This window comes from Pseudidiomarina sp. WS423 (assembly GCF_050750165.1).
GTDB lineage: Bacteria > Pseudomonadota > Gammaproteobacteria > Enterobacterales > Alteromonadaceae > Pseudidiomarina > Pseudidiomarina fusca.
The window spans coordinates 170,917-191,824 of the sequence record NZ_JBOJLN010000001.1 but is presented as its reverse complement, the minus strand read 5'-3'; the positions used below and the strand labels follow the sequence as shown (position 1 = coordinate 191,824).

18 protein-coding genes are annotated in these 20,908 nt (G+C 47.7%); 9 read left to right on the top strand and 9 right to left on the bottom strand.

Going from position 1 to position 20,908, the window contains the following annotated elements:
- Positions 1-7 precede the first annotated feature (7 nt).
- On the top strand, positions 8-757 hold the full coding sequence (gene bioD / locus ACQ661_RS00885; protein ID WP_153825665.1) for a dethiobiotin synthase: 750 nt from the start codon (positions 8-10) through the stop codon (positions 755-757).
- Here the strand turns inward: bioD and pepE are convergent.
- Entirely contained in the window at positions 682-1,401 is a 720-nt protein-coding gene (gene pepE / locus ACQ661_RS00880; RefSeq protein ID WP_153825664.1) for a dipeptidase PepE, read from the bottom strand. The two genes, bioD and pepE, sit on opposite strands and share 76 nt — an antisense overlap.
- Before the next feature lie 164 nt (positions 1,402-1,565).
- Here pepE and htpX point away from each other — a divergent pair, with 164 nt between their 5' ends.
- Genes htpX through ACQ661_RS00865 form a run of 3 tightly spaced genes read left to right on the top strand, consistent with a single transcriptional unit; the run spans position 1,566 to position 4,684 of the window.
- Positions 1,566-2,441: a protease HtpX gene (htpX, locus tag ACQ661_RS00875; protein WP_153825663.1), complete on the top strand. Its 876-nt coding sequence runs from the start codon at positions 1,566-1,568 to the stop codon at positions 2,439-2,441.
- Positions 2,442-2,459: 18 nt separating this feature from the next.
- The gene (locus ACQ661_RS00870; protein ID WP_153825662.1) at positions 2,460-3,818 is read left to right on the top strand and encodes a class II 3-deoxy-7-phosphoheptulonate synthase; all 1,359 of its coding nucleotides are present in this window, start codon (positions 2,460-2,462) and stop codon (positions 3,816-3,818) included.
- A gap of 32 nt (positions 3,819-3,850) precedes the next feature.
- Positions 3,851-4,684, top strand: coding sequence for a DUF1338 domain-containing protein (locus ACQ661_RS00865; RefSeq protein ID WP_313932286.1), 834 nt, complete (start codon positions 3,851-3,853; stop codon positions 4,682-4,684).
- A 26-nt stretch (positions 4,685-4,710) separates the two neighbouring features.
- Here ACQ661_RS00865 and ppsR read toward each other — a convergent pair whose 3' ends face one another.
- Positions 4,711-5,538 (bottom strand): posphoenolpyruvate synthetase regulatory kinase/phosphorylase PpsR, encoded by an 828-nt coding sequence (gene ppsR / locus ACQ661_RS00860; RefSeq protein WP_153825660.1) that lies wholly within the window; start codon positions 5,536-5,538, stop codon positions 4,711-4,713.
- A 134-nt stretch (positions 5,539-5,672) separates the two neighbouring features.
- Between ppsR and ppsA the strand changes: the two genes are divergently transcribed.
- Together ppsA and ydiJ are read left to right on the top strand one after the other, a co-directional pair.
- Positions 5,673-8,054 carry a phosphoenolpyruvate synthase gene (gene ppsA / locus ACQ661_RS00855; protein ID WP_431667347.1) on the top strand — a complete coding sequence of 794 codons (2,382 nt, stop codon included), beginning with the start codon at positions 5,673-5,675 and terminating at the stop codon, positions 8,052-8,054.
- A 39-nt stretch (positions 8,055-8,093) separates the two neighbouring features.
- Positions 8,094-11,162, top strand: coding sequence for a D-2-hydroxyglutarate dehydrogenase YdiJ (gene ydiJ, locus ACQ661_RS00850; RefSeq protein WP_431667346.1), 3,069 nt, complete (start codon positions 8,094-8,096; stop codon positions 11,160-11,162).
- On the opposite strand, the gene ACQ661_RS00845 is transcribed toward ydiJ, so the two are convergent.
- Entirely contained in the window at positions 11,163-12,215 is a 1,053-nt protein-coding gene (locus tag ACQ661_RS00845) for a Glu/Leu/Phe/Val dehydrogenase dimerization domain-containing protein (RefSeq protein WP_110075118.1), read from the bottom strand.
- A 274-nt stretch (positions 12,216-12,489) separates the two neighbouring features.
- On the opposite strand from ACQ661_RS00845, the gene ACQ661_RS00840 reads away from it, so the two are divergent.
- Positions 12,490-12,924: a DUF4826 family protein gene (locus tag ACQ661_RS00840; RefSeq protein ID WP_110075117.1), complete on the top strand. Its 435-nt coding sequence runs from the start codon at positions 12,490-12,492 to the stop codon at positions 12,922-12,924.
- Here the strand turns inward: ACQ661_RS00840 and ACQ661_RS00835 are convergent.
- The 5 genes from ACQ661_RS00835 to ACQ661_RS00815 are packed head-to-tail and all read right to left on the bottom strand — an operon-like array spanning position 12,921 to position 17,965.
- A complete protein-coding gene (locus ACQ661_RS00835) occupies positions 12,921-14,114 on the bottom strand; it encodes a cupin domain-containing protein (RefSeq protein ID WP_431667345.1) in 1,194 nt (397 codons plus the stop codon). The genes ACQ661_RS00840 and ACQ661_RS00835 overlap by 4 nt on opposite strands.
- Positions 14,111-15,484, bottom strand: a complete 1,374-nt coding sequence (gene purB / locus ACQ661_RS00830; RefSeq protein ID WP_431667569.1) for an adenylosuccinate lyase — start codon at positions 15,482-15,484, stop codon at positions 14,111-14,113. Before purB ends, ACQ661_RS00835 begins: the two co-directional genes overlap by 4 nt.
- Positions 15,484-16,128: a high frequency lysogenization protein HflD gene (gene hflD, locus ACQ661_RS00825; protein WP_153825657.1), complete on the bottom strand. Its 645-nt coding sequence runs from the start codon at positions 16,126-16,128 to the stop codon at positions 15,484-15,486. The genes purB and hflD overlap by 1 nt, the downstream gene beginning before the upstream one ends.
- Positions 16,125-17,276 (bottom strand): tRNA 2-thiouridine(34) synthase MnmA, encoded by a 1,152-nt coding sequence (gene mnmA, locus ACQ661_RS00820; protein WP_313932291.1) that lies wholly within the window; start codon positions 17,274-17,276, stop codon positions 16,125-16,127. The genes hflD and mnmA overlap by 4 nt, the downstream gene beginning before the upstream one ends.
- A 47-nt stretch (positions 17,277-17,323) precedes the next feature.
- Positions 17,324-17,965, bottom strand: coding sequence for a pseudouridine synthase (locus ACQ661_RS00815; RefSeq protein WP_153825655.1), 642 nt, complete (start codon positions 17,963-17,965; stop codon positions 17,324-17,326).
- A 168-nt stretch (positions 17,966-18,133) separates the two neighbouring features.
- Here ACQ661_RS00815 and ACQ661_RS00810 point away from each other — a divergent pair, with 168 nt between their 5' ends.
- Together ACQ661_RS00810 and ACQ661_RS00805 are read left to right on the top strand one after the other, a co-directional pair.
- On the top strand, positions 18,134-18,955 hold the full coding sequence (locus tag ACQ661_RS00810) for a hypothetical protein (RefSeq protein WP_110075113.1): 822 nt from the start codon (positions 18,134-18,136) through the stop codon (positions 18,953-18,955).
- Positions 18,956-19,054: 99 nt separating this feature from the next.
- Positions 19,055-19,930, top strand: a complete 876-nt coding sequence (locus ACQ661_RS00805) for a glucosaminidase domain-containing protein (RefSeq protein WP_110075112.1) — start codon at positions 19,055-19,057, stop codon at positions 19,928-19,930.
- Here the strand turns inward: ACQ661_RS00805 and ttcA are convergent.
- Positions 19,905-20,879 carry a tRNA 2-thiocytidine(32) synthetase TtcA gene (gene ttcA, locus ACQ661_RS00800; RefSeq protein WP_110075111.1) on the bottom strand — a complete coding sequence of 325 codons (975 nt, stop codon included), beginning with the start codon at positions 20,877-20,879 and terminating at the stop codon, positions 19,905-19,907. The genes ACQ661_RS00805 and ttcA overlap by 26 nt on opposite strands.
- Positions 20,880-20,908 lie beyond the last annotated feature (29 nt).

The following is a 20,908-nucleotide window of genomic DNA, read 5'->3' as shown; positions in this document are numbered from 1 at the left end:
GCCAACCATGGATAAATTATTTATCGCAGGAACTGACACTGACGCTGGTAAAACCGTGGTCAGCGTGACCTTGCTGCATGCACTACAAGCACAGGGCCGGCGTTGTCTCGCACTAAAACCCGTAGCCGCTGGTGCTACCTGGCGGCTGCATGAAGGCCAAGAGCGTTGGATGAATGATGATGCCGAAGCTTTGCAGCAAGCGCTGGCAACAACCTCTCATCAGCAAACCTACGACCAAGTTAACCCTTATTGTTTTGCAGATCCTATCGCCCCCCATATCGCTGCCGAGCATGCGGAACAAGAGTTAGTGTTGGCTGATATTTTGCAGCATATCAGAACATTAGAACAGTTGCCGGCTGAAATCCTAGTGATTGAGGGAGCCGGTGGTTGGCTCGTTCCTCTTAATGCGCAGCAGAGCATGGCCGATATAGCGGTGCAGTCTGGTGCCCAAGTGATTTTGGTGGTCGGGTTAAAGCTGGGCTGTATCAATCACGCGCTACTCACAGCTGCGGCCATTAGCGCCAGTGGTGCTCATCTGGTTGGCTGGGTGGCCAACCAACCGCAACCGCAGCCGATGGTAGAACAAGCCGCAAATATCGCCAGCTTAGAGCAGCGCCTATCAGCACCTTGTTTAGGCGTTTTGCCCTATTGTCCGACTTGGCGCCAAGGGCACTTGGTTGATTACTTAGCAACGAGCCAATTACTGCAGTCGCTGTTGGCCGCCAATTCAAGCTTGTCGCCTGCTAAGAAGGCATAGCCAGGATGCGGTCCTAACAGTTGCATGGTGTCGCCAGTAACTTTCAAGGCAGTGCCTTCTTTGATCGCCAATACCGGTGTTGCAGGATCAACCAGCATAAATTCAGCCAAGCGTTGATCACGGGTTTCACCATGAAAGCCAGGGGCTTGATAGTCACTGTAATGAGGGTTTAATTGAAAAGGTACCAACTGCAGGGCCTTAAACGATGGCGGCTCGATGATCGGCATATCGTTGGTGGTACGAATAGTAAGCCCGGCAATGTTGGCGCCAGCACTCCAACCTGCATAAGGCATACCGGCAGCTACTTTATTAGCAATAAGCTTGAGTAAGTCATGTTGATAGAGCCGATTGAGCAACTGAAAGGTGTTACCACCGCCAATCATGATGGCACTGGCTTCATAGACGGCTTGTTGTGGATGACTAAAGCTCTCAATGCCTTCTAGGGTAAAGGGTAAGTCCGCCAAGGCTGCCGCTACTTTGGCCGTGTAGGCGGTATCACCCAAGCCAACCCCTGCATAGGGTATAAACAACACTTTACTGGCGCTGGCAAAATGTTCGCGTAGCCAAGCTTTGCTGTGTTCTAGATAATCCGTTTGGCCAGCTTTTGAGCTACTCATTAATAAAAGTTTTGAGTGATTTGCCATGTGAGTACTCCGACAGCGTTAAAAGATACGCTATAAGCTAACAGAATTGACTGAAAAAAGCAGTTAAAGACCTTGTTTTTAGATACTTTTAACCCTATAACAAGGCAACGCGAAGGCAATTTTGTACGGGTGTTCCGTAGGATTTTATTAGAGGTAAATTCAGTATGTTGCGGATTGCATTATTTTTAGCCACTAACCTTGCCATTTTGTTGGTTTTAGGGGTGGTCATGAATGTTCTTATGCCAGCTTTAGGTGTTGATACCTCGGGTTACAGCGGTTTGTTGATCTTTGCTGCGGTCTTCGGCTTTGGTGGCGCCTTTATCTCATTGGCTATGTCAAAGTGGATGGCGAAACGCGCTGTCGGTGCACAGGTGATTAGTCAGCCTCGCAATCAAACAGAGCAATGGTTATTACGAACCGTACAACGGCAAAGTCAACAGGCCGGAATTCCGATGCCAGAGGTGGCCATCTATGATTCGCCTGAGCCTAATGCATTCGCAACCGGAGCCAGTAAAAAAAGCTCGCTCGTTGCGGTAAGTACCGGGCTTATGCGCAATATGACCCAAGCCGAAGTGGAAGCCGTACTAGCTCATGAGATCAGTCATATCGCCAATGGCGATATGGTTACTTTGACCCTCATTCAAGGGGTGGTAAACACCTTTGTTATTTTCTTTGCACGGGTAATTGCGGGCGTGATTGATAATGCAACTCGCAGTAATTCTCAGAATGGTCAAGGTTTAGGTGGTATTGCCTACTTTGCTATTGTGATGGTGTTAGAATTGGTCTTCGGTATTTTGGCCAGTATCATTGTCATGTGGTTTTCACGTCAGCGCGAATTTCGGGCCGACGCTGGCGCTGCCAAACTCGTCGGTGCGCATAACATGGTGGCAGCGCTGCGCCGCCTACAAGGTGCCCCAGAGTCAACTCTGGATGGTTCTATGATGGCGTTCGGTATTCAAACCAAACGCAGCTTTAGTGAATTATTTATGAGCCATCCACCGTTAGCAAAACGTATTCAAGCCTTACAACAAGGCCGTTAATCATTAATAGGAAAGAGAATGACGCATTGGAGTGCCCGTAGCTGGCGGGATAAACCAATTCAGCAGCAACCGCAGTATCCTTCGGCGCAACAATTGCAGCAGGTAGAACAGCAATTAAAAAGTTTTCCGCCGTTGGTCTTTGCCGAAGAAATTCGAGCCCTACGCAAACAGTTGGCCCAAGTGAGCTTGGGCCAGGGCTTTTTGCTGCAAGGTGGCGATTGTGCCGAGAGTTTCAGTGATTTCACTGCGCCGAAAATCCGCGATACCTTCAAGGTGATTCTACAGATGGCGATCGTCATGACCTTTGCTGGCTCATGCCCGGTTACCAAGGTTGCTCGTATGGCTGGCCAATATGCCAAACCGCGCTCTAGCGACACCGAGATCCAAGACGGCGTAGAGCTGCCGATTTATCGCGGTGATATTATTAATGGGGTTGATTTTAACGAGGACCAACGAATTGCTGATCCGCAACGGATGTTGCAGGCTTATCATCATTCAGCTGCAACTTTGAATTTATTGCGTGCTTTTGCGCAGGGTGGTCTTGCTGATTTGCACAAGGTGCATAAATGGAATATGAGCTTTGTGGCAGCTAATCCACTGAAAGAACAATATTTACAAGTAGCGGAACAAATTCAATCAGCGCTGAAGTTTATGGAAGTGTTGGGGATCACCTCGGCTACTAATGCCACCATTCACGAAACCCAGCTGTTCACTTCGCATGAGGCTTTGTTATTGCCGTACGAAGAAGCCTTAACCCGTACCGACACGCTTACTGGGTTGCCCTATGATTGCTCGGCTCACATGGTTTGGATTGGCGAGCGCACGCGTCAATTAGATCACGCTCACGTAGAGTTTATGCGTGGCATTCATAACCCAGTCGGTGTTAAAATAGGTCCAACTACCAAGCCTGATGATGTGATCCGATTGTTGGATGTGCTTAATCCAGAGAATGAAGCCGGCCGGATGACTTTGATCACCCGGATGGGGGCGAATAATCTGGCCGAAGCATTGCCGCATCTGGTGCGCAAAGTGAAAGCCGAAGGCCGTCATGTGGTGTGGTCGAGCGATCCTATGCATGGCAATACGGTGAAGGCTGATAACGGTTTAAAAACTCGTAACTTTGATGCGATTCACCAAGAGTTGCGACAGTTTTTTGCCGTGCATCAGGCGGAAGGCACTTACCCAGGCGGGGTGCATTTAGAAATGACGGGCGAAGACGTTACCGAGTGTACCGGCGGCGCTTATCAAATCAGTGAAAAAGACTTAACACAGCGCTATCGCACCCAGTGCGACCCGCGGTTAAATGCGGATCAAGTGTTAGAGTTAGCCTTTTTAGTCGCTGATTCATTGAAAGAAGCGCGCCAAGGTCGCGGTTAAATTTTTTGACATTTTCGAGGTTAAAGCAGTATATGTCACAGGCACAGGTTGAAACTACAGAGCAAGTTACTGAATTTTTTAATAACTTATGGCAAGACTATATTAAGTTAACGCCATCTGCAGCAAAGGTTCATGAAGTACTGGGCAAAGGTCGTGAAATTATTAATGACCATGTTGCCTTTCGTACCTTTAATATCGCGCCAGTACGCTTAGCAACGTTGGCTCAGCACTTTGAGGCAATGGGCTATCAAGCTTGTGAAGATTATCATTTTGAGGCCAAGAAGTTGGTTGCTAAGCATTACGAGCACAGCAATCCAGCGCTACCTAAGATCTTCATTTCAGAGTTATTAGTGGAAGAATTCTCTGACTCGCTGCAAACCATTGTGCGCAATCTGGTTGCGCAAATTGATCCGGCAGCCGTGGCCAGCCCAGACTTCTTGTATTCGGGTGCCCATTGGCAAATCAGCAGTGCTGACTACGAACAGCTCTTAGCTGAGAGTGAATATGCAGCTTGGATGGCGGCCTTTGGTTATCGCGCCAATCACTTCACCGTAAACGTGAATGAGTTACCTGATTATCAATCGCTCGAGCAAGTTAACCAAACTTTGAAAGAAGCAGGATTTAAATTGAATACTTCAGGCGGCGAAATCAAAGGCTCAAAAGAAGTGTTTTTAGAGCAGTCGTCAACGCTAGCAGACCATACGTTAGTGCGCTTTAGCGATATGGAAAAAACCATTCCTAGTTGCTTTTACGAGTTTGCTAAACGCTACGAAATAGCTCCTAACCGCCTTTATACCGGCTTTGTTGCTGCTTCTGCAGATAAAATCTTTGAAAGCACCAACGTGCGTGCCGAACAAGAAATGTAAAGCATCATAAATAGCAAGACACCGGGTTAAAACCGGTGTCTTTCTATATTGGTCTCGGCCAAAATTTTAGCGGCGATCTCTTCTACCGAAAAGCGCGTTGAATCCAAAAATGGAATGGCTTCACGGCGGTACATTTTTTCTACTTCCTGCAATTCAAATCGACACTGCGGCAATGACGCATAGGTGCTTCCTTCACGGCGCTTGCTGCGTATTTCGTGTAACCGTTGTGGGTCTAGGGTTAAACCAAAAATTTTATGGCGATGGGGTTTTAACACCTTAGGCAGTTGTAAGTTTTCCATATTGTCATCTTCGGTTAACGGGTAGTTCGCCGCTTTAATGCCATAATGCAGGGCTAAGTAAAGGCTGGTAGGGGTTTTACCGGTACGAGAAACGCCCAGGAGAATGATATCAGCCTCGTCGTAATTCGCGACGTTACTACCATCATCGTTAGCTAGACTATAATTCACCGCATCAATCCGAAAATCGTAGTTTTCGCGCACGCCTGTGTCCTCTTGAATACCATGGGTGCGATGGGTTTTGGGTTGGGCTGGAATACCAAGCTCTTTACTGAGGGGCGCCACAAAATAATCTAAGAAGTCGTAGCAGCTGCCTTGGCTCGACATGATGATACGTTTAATGTCGATACTGACAAAGGTGTGAAAGATGACAGGACGTTCGCCAGAGTCGGCGTAAGCCTGATTAATTTTATTGACCGCAGCCGTAGCTTTCGCTTCTGTATCAATAAAAGCAAGGGTCTTATGAACCACTTTTAAAGGAAACATCGACAGCATAGCGCGACCAAAAGCCTCAGCGGTTAGCGCCGTACCGTCTGAGATGTAAAAGATTGTGCGCATAAAGAGCAAATTCCTAGCAGATAAAAGTACATAAGATGTTAACTTGTTGCCCCCCAGTGTGTAAAATATAAAGCCATTCGGACAGTTACAAAAATGTAACTGTGTCACGCCTAAAACCTCACGAGGAACTCAACGTGCAGAACAACGTACAAGACTATGTGCTTTGGTATGATCAGCTAGGAATGAATGATGTCGGCCGTGTTGGCGGTAAAAACGCTTCTTTAGGTGAAATGATTAGTCACCTAGCCGGAGCCGGGGTCGATGTGCCAAACGGATTTGCAACCACAGCAGAAGCTTTTAACGAGTTTCTCGAGCAAAGTGGGGTAAACGAACGTATTCACGCAATTTTAGATACGCTCGATACCGATGATGTTAAAGCCTTAGCTGAGGCGGGCAAGCAAATTCGCCAATGGGTGATTGAAACGCCATTTCAGCCTGAGTTAGACCAAGCGATTCGAGCTGCCTATCAGGATCTGAGTGGTGGCAACGCTGAAGTTAGTTTCGCGGTGCGTAGCTCAGCTACGGCTGAAGATATGCCGGATGCCTCGTTTGCCGGCCAACAAGAAACCTTTCTAAACGTACGTGGTATTGATGCCATCATGGAAGCCATCAAACACGTGTTTGCATCCTTATTCAATGACCGCGCTATTTCTTATCGCGTACACCAAGGCTATGACCACCGCGGCGTTGCTCTGTCGGCCGGGATTCAACGTATGGTGCGCAGTGATATCGCTGCCTCTGGGGTAATGTTCTCGATTGATACTGAATCAGGTTTTGATCAAGTGGTCTTTATTACCTCATCTTATGGTTTAGGCGAAATGGTTGTGCAAGGTGCAGTCAACCCAGATGAGTTTTATGTGCATAAGCCTACGCTGAAAGCGGGCCGCAAAGCAGTGCTGCGCCGTAACCTTGGCAGCAAAAAAGTGCAGATGATTTACTCAGATGCAACCGCTCACGGTAAACAAGTGAGTATCGTTGACGTAGCACCTCAGCAAGCCCAACAATTTTCGATTAGCGATGCCGAAGTTGAAGCCCTTGCAAGACAAGCCGTTATTATCGAGCAGCATTACGGCCGTCCAATGGATATCGAATGGGCCAAAGATGGTATTGATGGCAAACTCTATATCGTTCAAGCACGCCCAGAAACGGTGCAGTCGAATAAAACCGGTCAAGCACTAGAGCGCTATGCGCTGAAAACTAAGAGTAGCGTTGTGGCCGAAGGTCGCGCCATTGGTCAAAAAATTGGCGCTGGTGTAGCCCGCGTACTCACCGATATTTCCGAAATGGATAAAGTACAACCTGGTGATGTTTTAGTAACCGATATGACTGACCCAGATTGGGAACCTATTATGAAGCGGGCGGCGGCGATTGTAACAAATCGTGGTGGCCGTACCTGTCACGCAGCTATTATTGCGCGCGAGCTAGGTATTCCGGCAGTGGTGGGTTGTGGTAATGCCACCGATCGCATTGCCGCTGGTAGCGAAGTCACTGTGTCCTGTGCCGAAGGTGATACCGGTTACATTTATTCAGGCGCGTTAGATTTTGCCGTAACTACATCTGATGTAGGTGATATGCCAGCGTTGCCATTAAAAATCATGATGAACGTGGGTAACCCAGACCGCGCCTTTGACTTTGCTAGCTTGCCGCATGCGGGCGTTGGCTTGGCACGGTTAGAATTCATCATCAATCGAATGATTGGTGTGCATCCTAAAGCCTTGCTGAATTTTGATCAGCAAACGCCTGAATTACAAGAGCAAATTCGCGGCTATATGGCTGGTTACGAGAGCCCTCGTGAGTACTACGTGGGTAAGCTTACTGAAGGTATTGCGACCTTGGCGGCGGCATTCTCACCTGAGCGGGTGATTGTTCGCATGTCTGATTTTAAATCTAATGAATACGCTAATCTCGTTGGCGGCCGCCAGTATGAACCGCACGAAGAAAACCCCATGCTTGGTTTCCGCGGGGCATCACGTTATATCTCAACGGAATTCCGTGAATGCTTTGCGATGGAGTGTGAAGCGATCAAACGAGTGCGCGATGAAATGGGCCTTACTAACGTTGAGGTGATGATCCCGTTTGTGCGTACCTTAGAGGAAGGCCGTAAAGTCATTGAACTCTTAGCCGAGCAAGGACTGGTGCAAGGTGAGCGTGGCTTACGAGTGATCATGATGTGTGAATTACCATCAAATGCCTTACTAGCGGATCAGTTCTTGGATATTTTTGATGGTTTCTCTATCGGTTCTAATGATTTAACTCAGTTAACTTTGGGCTTAGACCGAGATTCTGGCGTGATTGCTCATCTTTTTGATGAGCGCGATGAAGCGGTAAAAGCCATGCTAGCTATGGCTATTCAAGCGGCTAAGCGTAAAGGCAAATACGTGGGGATCTGTGGCCAAGGCCCTTCGGATCATGCGGATTTTGCTGCTTGGTTGGTTGAGCAGGGGATAGATTCAGTGTCATTGAATCCTGATACTGTGGTTGAAACTTGGTTGTATTTAGCGGAACACCACGGTTAAGCAGGCTTCAATAGCCTCAATAAAGGAACAGTGCGCGTTATGGTTCAAGTAGTTAACGAGTTACCTAGTTATGCAGCCTATGAACGGCGTCAACAACGCATACAAAGTGTTTATCAGGCCTACTTATTAGAACTAGAACGCGCCCAGTTTGACGGCGATATAGATGGTTCCTACAGTGGCCGCTTGATCGCGGCTACTGATAACAGCGTCTATCAACAATTGCCGCAAGCGGTGCTGTATCCACGGACGCAAGCAGCACTGCAACAAGCCTTTCAACTGGCGCAGCAAGCTGCGTTCAGAAGTATTCAATTTGCGCCTCGAGGCGGCGGTACTGGTACCAACGGGCAGTCGTTAACGGCTGGCATTGTTATCGATTTAAGCCGCTACTTTAATCAGGTGTTAGAGATTGACCCAGAACGAGCCTGGGTACGCTGCCAAAGCGGTGTGGTTAAAGATGCGTTAAACGACGCAGTGCGACCCCACGGGTTTTTTTTCAGTCCTGACTTATCCACCAGTAATCGCGCCACGATTGGCGGCATGATCAATACCGATGCCTCCGGACAAGGCTCATTAGTGTATGGTAAAACCAGTGATCACATCTTAGAATTGCGTGCCGTTTTACTTAATGGCGAGGTGCTACACACAGCGCCAATAAGCCTGCAACAAGCGCAAGAAAAAGCTCGTGGAGAGACCTTAGAAGCTGCCATTTATCGACAAGTTCTAGCTACTTGCGTTGATAAACGAGCTGCTATATGTGCAAAATTCCCGCCTTTAAATCGATTTTTAACCGGCTACGATCTCAAGCATTGCTATGATGAAGATCGCCAACTCATTGACCTTTCAAGGCTTTTAGCCGGCTCTGAAGGAACGCTTGCGATCATCGTTGAGGCTAAACTGAACTTAACCTTGATTCCGCAGCACAAGGTGTTGGTTAATGTTAAGTATGATGATTTTCAATCGGCTCTGCGGCATGCCCCAGCCTTAGTGCAGGCACGTGCGACTTCAGTGGAAACCATTGATAGCAACGTTTTAGATTTAGCCCGCAATGATATTATTTGGCATCAAGTTGCTAGCCAATTAGAAGATGTCGCCGATAAGCCGATGCGCGGCATTAATATGGTTGAATTTACTGCGGTTGCGAAAGCGGATATCGATGACAAAGTAGCGTCTCTTTGCCAGCAGCTTGAGCACTTAATCGCTAACCAACCAGAGCAGGGCATTATTGGTTATCAGGTTTGTGCCGATGGCAAGAGTATTCAAAATATTTATGCCATGCGCAAGAAAGCAGTCGGTTTGTTAGGGGCTACCAAAGGTCGCCGTAAACCCGTTGCTTTCGCCGAAGATACGGCAGTCCCGCCCGAGCATTTGGCTGACTTTATTTTAGAGTTTCGTGCCATTCTCGATCGCGAGCAATTGCATTACGGCATGTTTGGCCACGTCGATGCGGGAGTGTTGCATGTGCGTCCAGCGCTCGACATGACCAATCCTGATGACGAGCAGCTACTAAGAAAAATCAGTGATCAAGTAGCCGCACTAACCGCCAAGTACGGTGGCTTGATGTGGGGCGAACACGGTAAAGGCTACCGCTCTGAGTATGCGCCAAAGTTCTTTGGGGATGAACTCTATCAAGAACTACAGAAGCTCAAAGCTGTATTCGACCCTGATAATCGTCTTAATCCAGGCAAAATTTGTACCCCGTGGGGAACCTCAGCGAGCTTAGTGTCCGTGGATGCGACGAAACGTGGTTTTTATGATCGGCAAATCCCCATTCATGTGCAGGAGAGTTATCAGCCGGCGCTGAACTGTAATGGCAACGGCTTATGTTTTAACTACGATGCCGATTCAGCCATGTGTCCGTCATTTAAAGCCACCGGCGATAGACGTTTTTCACCTAAGGGACGTGCCACGTTAATTCGTGAATGGCTGCGACTTAACGCCGAACACGGGTTTGATGCAAGCCAACCACCAGCTGCCAAATGGCATCCCATGAAAGCTGTTACAGGGGCCTTTGCGGACGATTTTAATCACGAAGTAAAAGCTGCGATGGATAGCTGTCTAGCCTGTAAAGCTTGTGCTAGTCAGTGTCCGGTAAAAGTTGATGTGCCAGCGTTTCGGGCGCGATTTTTAGAGTGGTATCACCATAAATATCGGCGTCCTGCCAAAGATTTCCTAGTGAAACAAGTTGAGTCGTTGGCCAGTGGCTTAGCGCGAGCGCCGCGGTTAGCAAATTGGCTGACTCACAATGGTTTCAGCAGATGGGTAACTAAGCGTTGGTTTGGCTATGTGGACGCACCTAAATTGTCGGTACCTACGCTCCATAAGCGTTGGCAACAACAGCAATGGTTGAGCATGGATGAGCAGCAACTGACGGCGCATGTGGCCACCTTGACCAGCGCACAGCGCGACAATATTGTGGTCGTGGTGCAAGACCCCTTTACTAGTTTTTATGAAGCAGAACTGGTGGAGGCATTTGGTACGTTAGCCAGCCATCTTGGCTTTCAGCCGATCTTGTTGCGCTTTGCCGGTAACGGTAAGGCCCAGCATGTAAAAGGCTATTTAAAAGATTTTGCTAAAACTGCAAACCGTGTAGCAAAACAGCTTAATCACGTTAGTCAACTGCAGTTACCCATGGTAGGTTTAGATGCATCTACCGTACTTTGTTTACACGACGAATACCGTAGCGTGCTCACTGAGCCGCTAAACTATCAGGTGCAATTGAGTCAAACTTGGTTGCTTGATGTGCTGCCCAGTAGGGTGGAGCGGGTAGCAGTGGCTACGCCTAACTTAGATTTGCAATTGCTCACCCATTGTACCGAGCAAACCGCCATGCCTAAGGCTGCTAGTGAATGGCAACAAATTTTTGCGCTATGGCAGATACCTTTAGCGATGGCTAACACGGGGTGTTGTGGTATGGCCGGAACCTTTGGCCATGAAAGCAATAATCAAGCTATTAGTACCAAGCTGTACGATTTGAGTTGGCGTAACAAGGTTGAGCGAGAGGTGGTAACTTTGGCGACGGGGTTTTCTTGTCGTAGTCAAGTAGAACGCCACAGCCCCAGCAAGCGGGCATTACACCCGCTGCAGTGGCTAGCAGCAAACTGCAGGTAATTAACCTGCAGTTTTAGCGGCTTTCGCGTTAGCGATAATTTCTTGTGCCATTTGATCTGCGATTTGTCCAGTTGGACGCTTCTCAGCTGCTGAACGGGCAAAGATCTTATCTAGCGTATCGTAGATGTCACGCACACGCTGGTCGGTTTCAGCGCGGCTCATGTTAGCAGCTTCGCTACAAACGTGAATCACCCCACCGGCGTTAATAACGTAATCTGGTGCATACAGAATACCCATATCCATCACCACCTGGTCGTGGGCTGGCGTTGCTAACTGGTTGTTGGCGCTGCCAGCAATAACCTTGGCTTTGATTTGTTTCAGAGTATCGTCATTTACGGTGGCACCTAGGGCGCAAGGTGAATAGACATCAACATCTAATCCATAAATTTCGTCTAAACCAACAACAGTGGCATTCAGCTCTTGCGCTGCACGGGCACATGCTTCTTCATTAATATCGGTAACGAACAGCTGTGCGCCTTCTTTATGGCAATATTCAGCGAAATCGTAGCCTACCGCGCCCAAGCCTTGCACAGCAATTTTTAAGCCTTGTAGATTATCACTACCGAATTTATGTTTAGCTGCCGCTTTTAGGCCTAAATAGGTACCTAGTGCAGTGTGAGGTGATGGATCACCGGCTTTCTCTGCGGTTCCTGCGACAAAGTTAGTTTCTTCAGCAACGTAGGCAATATCGCTGGTACGGATATTAACATCCTCAGCAGTGATATAGCGGCCACTTAAAGAATTAACGAAACGACCATAGGCACGCATTAACTCAGGCGTTTTAATGGTTTTAGCATCACCAATAATAACTGCTTTACCGCCGCCTAATGGCAACCCGGCCATCGCACTTTTATAAGTCATACCGCGCGATAAGCGCAGCACGTCGGTTAAGGCTTCAGCTGACGAGGCGTAGTTCCACAAGCGGGTACCGCCTAAGCTTGGGCCTAAGGTGGTGTCGTGGATAGCAATAATCGCTTTTAAGCCGGTTTCTTTATCATGACAAAACACGACTTGTTCGTGTTGGTCGAACTCTTTGTGTTCGAATAGAGACATTCTAGGTAATCCTCGTTCATCCCAAAAATTGCGCGAACAATATCACTTTGCTAGGTATTTCACCAGTGAATTGCGGAAATAAAACGTTAACGTAAACGTAAACTTTTGCAACCAAATATTACCCAGCTGAAATGATTGCGTTTGTAACAAATCTGCGTAGTATTGTTAGGGTAGGTAGCCAGCACAACTCCGATCAGTGATAATCTGAGTTGCTAGTTCACCTAGTGAACGTCTAACAACAAATTGATAAAAACAGACAAAAGGACCAAGCAGTATGGCCGAACCATCAACCCCACAATCTCCGGACCAGTTAACCGACGAGCAACGTACCACTTGGGTACGTGAACACTTTCAAGCGGCCAATAAATTTCTTGCGGAACAAGGCATCATTACTGAGCGCGTGCTAACCAAAGAAAGTCGTTACATTGCCCCTATTGTGGCCGTGTGGAAATTCCAAACCCAAGACAAAAAAGAAGTTTGGGTGATTAATGGTGACGTACCCACGGATTTAGCCGCTGGCAAAAATGCCAAAGACGCGCGCGATGCAACGCGTCATTTTTCGTTACAATGGCAAGTAAAAGCGGAAGTCGTAGCTCATCAAGCGCAAGGCGACCGGCAACAGCTTAACTATGCTAACTACTTAGTGAACCGCGCTGAGCAGTTGTATGATGTGTTTGAAGACGAAAAATTATGGCAACAGCACGCTTAAGCGTGCTGTTCGTCGGTATCTTCGTCGCTCGCATCAACTAAGTAAAATACGCCCATCTGTACAAGCTCACTCAGTAGCTGTAAGGCTGCTGGGTGTTGCCAATCCAAGTCACTGGTTGTTGTTAACTCAGTTAATTCTAAATCTTGCCACTGTCCCGCTAAATATTCAGCAAAAGGCCGGTTGGCATCGGTTAAGGCAAGTTGCTCGCCGTTGCTGTAACAATGCCCATCGGGACCCAACAGAATACGAGCACCTGGCGTGCGACACAGCAGCAGGGGTTCTTGGTTAGCCAAGCAAAACTGTAATTCCTCTTCGCTCGGGGCAGCTTCTGGTTGAGGTAACGGACGCTTGCTGGTGGATAATACCGCCATCAATGCGCTATCCCATTCCAACTGGGTGAGTTGGCTGAGGGCAAATTCACGTAAATGGTCTAAGCGACTTTGGCTCACTTGATAGGGAGCTCCGTAATCATCGCTGTGGGGATCACGGTAACGAGCTAATTTGGCTGAACTATTTAAGAGGTGATCACAGACTGCAGTGGTTAATTCAGCGCTATTCTGCGCCCGAAATCCAACCGAGTAATTTAGACTAGGTTCTAGAGCAATGCCTTCATGCGGGCAACCCGCAGGGATATAAAGCATATCACCCGGCTCTAATACAGCATCAATGACTGCTGTAAAAGGTTGTGCGAGCTGTTTTAAATCTGGATGAGGGCAATGTTCTTCGGCGCCAACAACGCGCTCGCCAACACGCCAATGGCGACGACCTTGCCCTTGAATGATGAAAACATCGTACTGGTCTAGATGTGGACCAACACCGCCACCTTCAGTAGCGAAACTAATCATCACATCATCAATGCGCCAATCCGGTAAAAACCGAAACGGAGCTATCAGCTGTTGCACTTCAGGAATCCATTCATTTACGGATTGCACCAGTAAGGTCCAACCAGATTCACCAAACGCATCATAAGCCTCGAAAGGACCATGAACTACATTCCAGTTGCCTTGGTGATTCTCAATGATGCGCGAATCAACTGCTTCTTCGCAGGCTAAACCGGCTAGAATTTCTGCTTCCACCAAATCTTCAAAGTCAGCAAAAGCCGCGCGAAATAAGCGCGGCCGTTGTTGCCAATCTTGCTGTAAGAATTCAGTTTTATTCAGATGTAGTTTGAGTGCAGCGACATCACTCATGCGTCTAACTCGTCAACGAAAGCAATCGCACGACCAATGTAATTGGCAGGGCTGAGAAGCTTAAGGTCTGCTTTGACCTGCTCAGGCAAGGCTAAAGAGTCGATAAATGCGGCCATGGCGACCTGATCTACACGCTTACCGCGAGTGAGTTCTTTGAGTTTTTCGTACGGCTTTTCAATACCATAACGACGCATCACGGTTTGAATAGGTTCGGCTAGAAGCTCCCAGTTTTGATCTAATTCAGCAGCTAGTTGCGCTGTATTAACTTCTAGTTTGCTGATGCCTTTCAAACTCGCTTGATAAGCAATAAGTGCATAGGCAAACCCAACCCCAAGGTTACGTAACACGGTAGAGTCGGTAAGATCACGTTGCCAACGGCTGATTGGAAGTTTAGCAGCCAAGTGTTGGAACACGGCATTGGCTAAGCCCAAGTTACCCTCAGAGTTTTCAAAATCAATGGGATTCACTTTGTGCGGCATGGTCGATGAACCCACTTCACCAGCAATAGTGCGCTGTTTAAAGTGGTTAAGAGCAATGTAACCCCAAACATCACGATCAAAATCAATCACAATGGTATTGAAGCGCGCTACGCAATCAAACAATTCAGCAATGTAATCGTGCGGTTCAATTTGGGTGGTATAAGCGTTAAAGGTTAAGCCAAGTGAGGTCAAAAACTGTGCTGCAACTTGATGCCAATCAACATCCGGATAGGCCGCCAAATGAGCATTGTAATTACCTACCGCACCATTGATTTTGCCGAGTAATGGCACTTGTTGAAGCTGTACCAGCTGACGTTGTAAGCGCACATACACATTGGCCATTTCTTTACCCAAGGTGGTTGGGGTGGCTGGTTGACCGTGGGTACGCGCCATCATGGGAACACTTTTATGCTGCTGTGCTAACCCTTTAATGGCCTGAGTTAGTTCAGTCATAGCCGGCACCATCACAGTCGTTAGCGCATCTTTAAGCATTAACGCGTGAGATAAGTTATTGATGTCCTCAGAGGTGCAGGCAAAGTGAATAAATTCACTGACCGCTGCTAGTTCAGCGTGGTCCGCCACTTGCTCTTTAAGGAAGTACTCGACCGCTTTTACATCATGATTGGTAGTACGTTCGATTTCTTTGACACGTTCGGCATGCTGTTCGTTGAAGTTTGCTAACAACTGTTCTAGGAATTCGTTGGCACTAGCAGATAGCGCAGGGACTTCGGCAATGGCTGGGATAGCGGCTAACTGCTGCAACCAACGAACTTCTACAATCACACGTTGGCGAATTAAACCGTATTCACTAAAGATGGGACGTAACGCAGCGGCTTTGCTGCCATAGCGACCATCTACGGGTGATAGGGCAGTTAATGCAGTTAAATTCATCATGCTTGGGGCTCCGAATGCTCACGAATATCGCGAAGTAATTGTTGGGCAACGCGAACCATACGCTGCCGCGAGAAAATAAATTGTCGACGTTTACCACCGTATTGACGCCATAGTACCGTATTGCGAATAGCAGCTAACAGCAGGGCTCGGATCATGTGTTGGGCGCTAGGTTGTTGCAGTACATCCTGCTTACCACTGATCTTTAATGGCGGCCCAAGAGGCGAGATAACATCGCTGTAAGTACCAGCCATACTGGTAATCACCGTATCGTCAGAAAACTGGAACTGATGCCGTTGGCGACCAATATGGGCTAAGCGCTCGCCTAAGGTCTTCAATGCTGCTGGATTTTTGTTGAGCTTGCGCTCCAGCGCCAACACTCCGACCATGTAGCGGGTAAGTTCTACATCTTTATTCCGACTAGGCCCAATTTGCAGCAGCAGATACTCAAGTCCCAACTGCAAATCAGCCGGTTGCGGATACAAGTCAGTGAAGTCGGTAGGGTTTTGATTGAGGACGCTATCTAGCACGGTTTTGGCGAAATGGGGCTGGCGAAAACTACCAAACCGTGCCATCTGTTTCACTAACGCAATCGCTTGCGCAATGGCTGCAAGTGCAAGTACTCGGTGTTGCCATGCATTCACAGCAACACCTCGTGGTCAGCTAAACGAGCTTCAATAATGCCACCACCTAAACAAACCTCATCAGCATAAAATACGGCTGATTGGCCAGGGGTAACCGCTGCTACCGGTTGGTCAAATACCACTTGCATCCGGCCATCAGGAAGAGGCGTTACAGTACAAGGAATATCTTGCTGGCGATAACGGGTCTTCACCACACAGGTGAACGGCTGTTGCCGCTGCTCGCGGTCAACCCAATGCAGTTGCCCGGCAACTAAGCCTGTTGAATACAAGCGCGGATGATGTTTACCTTGGGCTACGACCAAGATGTTACGCTGCACATCTTTATCAACCACGTACCAAGGCTCGTCGCCAGCATCTGCTAACCCACCTATGTGTAAGCCTTTACGCTGCCCTAAGGTGTGATACATCAAGCCTTCGTGCTGCCCTAAATGGTGCCCATCAACAGATTCAATGGGGCCGGGTTGAGCCGGTAAATACTGCTGCAAAAAATCTTTGAATTTGCGCTCGCCAATAAAACAAATTCCGGTAGAGTCTTTTTTGTCTGCGGTTACTAAGCCTTGTTGTTCCGCAATTTTGCGTACTTCCGGCTTTTCTAGTTCCCCCACCGGAAACAGCGTTTGTGCAACATGGCTGTGGGCAAGAGTGTACAAAAAGTAACTTTGGTCTTTGTTGCTATCGAGCCCGCGTAACAGCTGAAATTTACCTTCATGTTCCCGGCGCCGCACATAGTGCCCAGTAGCAATGTAATCAGCACCCAACGCAACCGCAGCAAATTCTAAAAAGGCTTTGAATTTGATTTCTTTGTTGCACATGATGTCCGGGTTAGGGGTGCGGCCGGCACGATATTCCGCCAAAAAATACTCAAACACATTATCCCAGTATTCAGCGGCAAAATTAACGGTATGTAACGGTATGCCTAAGGTTGCACATACAGCTTCAGCATCGGCAAGATCACTGGCGGCGGCACAATACTCGTCGGTATCGTCTTCTTCCCAGTTTTTCATAAACAAGCCTTCTACCTGATAGCCTTGCTGCATTAGCAAGTAGGCAGAAACAGACGAATCCACACCGCCGGACATTCCGACGATAACTTTGTTACCGGCTGCAGGGTTTGCAGGGCTGGTAGGGGCATGCAGGCTAGCTGACATCGTGGTGTTAGATCCTAACGTTATACAAGAAAATTAATGGTGCTATTTTACCACACCGGAGGCTCTTCACGCCACTCACCTGGCTGCATTTGACGGAGCAAGAAGGGGCCAATACCGGCGCGAATAAGACGTAAGGTTGGCAAGCCCACGGCTGCAGTCATGCGGCGTACTTGGCGGTTGCGGCCTTCGGTGATTTTTAGGCACAACCAACTATCAGGTACACTCAGGCGTTCGCGCACAGGTGGGTTGCGCGGCCATAGGTTTTGCGGCTCTGGCATGACCATGACTTCTGCCGGCAAGGTTATCCCATCATTTAATTCTACGCCTTGGCGCAGTTGTTGTAACGCTTCAGCCGTTGGTTCGCCTTCTACCTGCACCCAATAGGTTTTCTGGAGTTTCTGGCTAGGGTGGCTTATCTTATGCTGTAACACGCCGTCATTAGTTAGTAACAATAGGCCTTCACTATCCTTGTCTAAGCGTCCAGCCGGATAGACATCGTTATGGGGGATTAAGCCCTTTAAGGTTTGTTCATCGGCGCTACCGGAAAATTGTGAAAGCACCCCGTAAGGCTTGTTTAAAAGCACTAGTTTCGGGTTGGCGGTGCGCGGTCGAGCCGCAGCGCCTGAGTTGGGACTGCGCTTGCGTGAACGTCGACGAAAGGTTGCCGAAGCGGGTTTTGCGGTTGCCATAGGAATATCCATTACAGTACTTAAGGCTGATTATCGATATGGATTATCGCACATTTGCTAACAATTAGGCAGGTGGTTCGGCTATGGTATGGTGAGTTCTATTCACCTATAATGCATGCTTGATTCGAACAACAGGATCATTTCAGCACTTACAAGGAGAAAAATAACGTGGCTGATTACCCCAAAAATCCAAATTATGATGTTCCCCCTGGTGATTTTGCTGCGGCGCTACGCGGTGAAAAAAGCTTTGCGATAGGTCAATTATTGCAACGTGCGTGGGATATCACTTTACGCTCATTACCGATGTTATTGATAGCAGGGGTGGTGGTTATTTTAATTAGTATGGTTGTTGGTAGCTTGGTGGAAGCACTGTTACCTACTAGCGATGTTGTGGTTGACGATTCTGGCGAAGTGAATTGGGCCAGTATTAGCTGGACCAACATCGTACTTTCAAACTTGATCAACCAAGCCATTCTAGCTCCTTTTGTTGCTATGCTAGTGCTTATTGGCTTACGTAACGGTGCTGATTTAAAAACGAACTTTGGCCAACTGAAGCAAGTTTTCGCGTCTACTCCACAATTGGTTTTGATTGTTATAGTGACCACTGCGATCATGGTAGTAGCGGCTGCTACTTTGGTCTTTTTAGGTTCATTCGTGAGTATGGTGCTAGGCTTTACGCTGATGGCATTAGTTTTGATCTATTTTCAAATCGCCTTTACCTTGGCCGTACCTTTGGTATTAGACCGCGGATTAAGCGCATGGCGAGCCATCATTGCATCGCTACTGGTGATCAATAAGCAAATGTGGCGCGTATTAGGTCTGTATTTGGTGATGTGGATTATTATGTTTATTTCTGCGTTACCGTTGGGCCTAGGCTTATTATTTACGATACCTATGTTGTACAACTTAAATGGCGTGTTGTATCACACCCTGATTGGTTGTGCGGCAGCAGAAGGACAAGCTGAAGTGGTAGTGAATGACCATCAATAATGCTTGATCAACCACTTATGTTGGTTTTACGACAGCCCCATCTGCAGCGCCGGTGGGGCTTTTGTTTAACAGACTGATAAACCTAAACATGGAGTTTTCATGCGCAAGTTATTTTGGATCTTAGTTGCAGTTGTGATAGCTGTCGCAGTGTGGTTGCCAACACAATTACATCAAGTTACATCAAGCGAACAACTAAGCAAGACAACAGCAGGGCAGGCGCTGTTAAATGTGCCTGTAGTCACCCAAGTACCAGATTTTAGTGGGTACGCAGATGTACGCGACAAGAAAAAAGCTTTTTTTGCCTTTTTAGCACCTTTGGTACAGGCAGAAAATGCCCAAATAGAACTCGACCGCGAGCGTATCTTGGCTTTGCAACAAAAATCCCAATGGAGCGCAAAAGAACAAGCTTGGTTGTTAAAAATAGCTGATGACTATGGTATTGATGGCGATATTGAACAGGCCAACGAATTATTTGAGCTGTTATTGCGCCGTGTCGATTTGGTACCTGAAACACTGGTGTTAGTTCAAGCTGCAAATGAATCCGGTTGGGGAGCTTCTCGATTTGCGCAGGATGCTTTGAATTTATTCGGTCAATGGTGTTTTACCAAGGGCTGTGGCTTGGTGCCCGATGCCCGTGCCGATGAAGCCCGGCATGAAGTTCGCAAGTTTGCTTCAGTGAATGCCTCGGTGCGCAGTTATTTGCGCAATATCAACACTCATCCAGCGTACTTTGATTTACGCTCACTACGCGCTGAGCGACGTGCGCAAGGCCGCGATGTACGAGCTTTAGATTTAACGCCAGGGTTACTGAGCTATTCAGAACGCGGGGAAGAGTATATCGCTGAGTTGAACGCCATGATTCGGGTTAATCGGCCAATCATTATGGATGTGTTAGCTAGTGGCAACGCCGCCGTAAACGACGACGCTGCCCCTCAGAATACGGATACTGTTAGTTCACCATCCGCACCTGAATAACACCAAGACTACTGGCCGCATCGTTAGCATCGCTAGCGCGGTCAGTGGTTTCGCTATCATCGCTATCGCCACGGTAATTTAGAAAGGTTGTTGGAGTACTGTGATCAAAGGCAGTATCACCATCTTGATTAGCTTCGCCGGTGGCAACAATATTTTTAAAGTCATGCAGCTTAGCATCGGCTAAATGAGATGGCACCACGTTCTGTAACGCACTGAACATACTTTCAATTCGGCCTGGGTACTGTTTATCCCAGCTCTTAAGTAATTCTTTAATGACTTTACGCTGCAGGTTTTCTTGGCTGCCACACAAATTGCACGGAATAATCGGAAAGGCCATCTGCTCAGCATATTTGCTGATATCTTTTTCGCTGGCATAAGCTAATGGACGAATCACCACGTGCTGACCATTGTCGCTGACTAACTTAGGTGGCATTGATTTCATGGTGCCGCCATAAAACATATTGAGCATCATGGTTTCTAGCATATCATCACGGTGATGCCCCAGTGCAATCTTGGTAGCACCTAACTCTGAGGCTACCCGATACAAAATACCACGACGTAGACGCGAACACAGCGAACAGGTGGTTTTGCCGGCCGGGATTTTTTCTTTTACGATACTGTAGGTATCTTCTTCAATGATGCGAAAATCCACGCCTTCGTTAGCTAAATACTCGGGTAAAATATGCTCAGGGAACCCCGGTTGCTTTTGGTCTAAATTCACCGCAATGATGTCAAACTTGATAGGAGCAATACGCTGCAAAAAGCGCAAAATATCGAGCAAGGTGTAGCTATCTTTACCACCCGATAAGCACACCATAACGCGATCGCCATCTTCGATCATATTAAAGTCGCTAATAGCTTCGCCCACTTTGCGACGTAAACGTTTTTGCAATTTGTTGAAGTTATACTGCTGCTTTTTCTCTTTGGCAGTATTGCTTGCTGCGCTCATAAGTACCCTGTGTTGCATTGGCCTAACAA

Excerpts from the sequence above, each read along its gene's own strand:
- ppsR (WP_153825660.1), bottom strand. The coding sequence starts at position 5,538 with ATGCGCACAATCTTTTACATCTCAGACGGTACGGCGCTAACCGCTGAG.
- ACQ661_RS00840 (WP_110075117.1), top strand. The coding sequence starts at position 12,490 with ATGGCCGAACCATCAACCCCACAATCTCCGGACCAGTTAACCGACGAG.
- purB (WP_431667569.1), bottom strand. The coding sequence starts at position 15,484 with ATGAATTTAACTGCATTAACTGCCCTATCACCCGTAGATGGTCGCTAT.
- ttcA (WP_110075111.1), bottom strand. The coding sequence starts at position 20,879 with ATGAGCGCAGCAAGCAATACTGCCAAAGAGAAAAAGCAGCAGTATAAC.
- ACQ661_RS00845 (WP_110075118.1), bottom strand. The coding sequence starts at position 12,215 with ATGTCTCTATTCGAACACAAAGAGTTCGACCAACACGAACAAGTCGTG.
- pepE (WP_153825664.1), bottom strand. The coding sequence starts at position 1,401 with ATGGCAAATCACTCAAAACTTTTATTAATGAGTAGCTCAAAAGCTGGC.
- ACQ661_RS00815 (WP_153825655.1), bottom strand. The coding sequence starts at position 17,965 with ATGGCAACCGCAAAACCCGCTTCGGCAACCTTTCGTCGACGTTCACGC.
- bioD (WP_153825665.1), top strand. The coding sequence starts at position 8 with ATGGATAAATTATTTATCGCAGGAACTGACACTGACGCTGGTAAAACC.
- ACQ661_RS00865 (WP_313932286.1), top strand. The coding sequence starts at position 3,851 with ATGTCACAGGCACAGGTTGAAACTACAGAGCAAGTTACTGAATTTTTT.
- ydiJ (WP_431667346.1), top strand. The coding sequence starts at position 8,094 with ATGGTTCAAGTAGTTAACGAGTTACCTAGTTATGCAGCCTATGAACGG.
- ACQ661_RS00835 (WP_431667345.1), bottom strand. The coding sequence starts at position 14,114 with ATGAGTGATGTCGCTGCACTCAAACTACATCTGAATAAAACTGAATTC.
- htpX (WP_153825663.1), top strand. The coding sequence starts at position 1,566 with ATGTTGCGGATTGCATTATTTTTAGCCACTAACCTTGCCATTTTGTTG.
- ACQ661_RS00870 (WP_153825662.1), top strand. The coding sequence starts at position 2,460 with ATGACGCATTGGAGTGCCCGTAGCTGGCGGGATAAACCAATTCAGCAG.
- mnmA (WP_313932291.1), bottom strand. The coding sequence starts at position 17,276 with ATGTCAGCTAGCCTGCATGCCCCTACCAGCCCTGCAAACCCTGCAGCC.
- ACQ661_RS00805 (WP_110075112.1), top strand. The coding sequence starts at position 19,055 with ATGCGCAAGTTATTTTGGATCTTAGTTGCAGTTGTGATAGCTGTCGCA.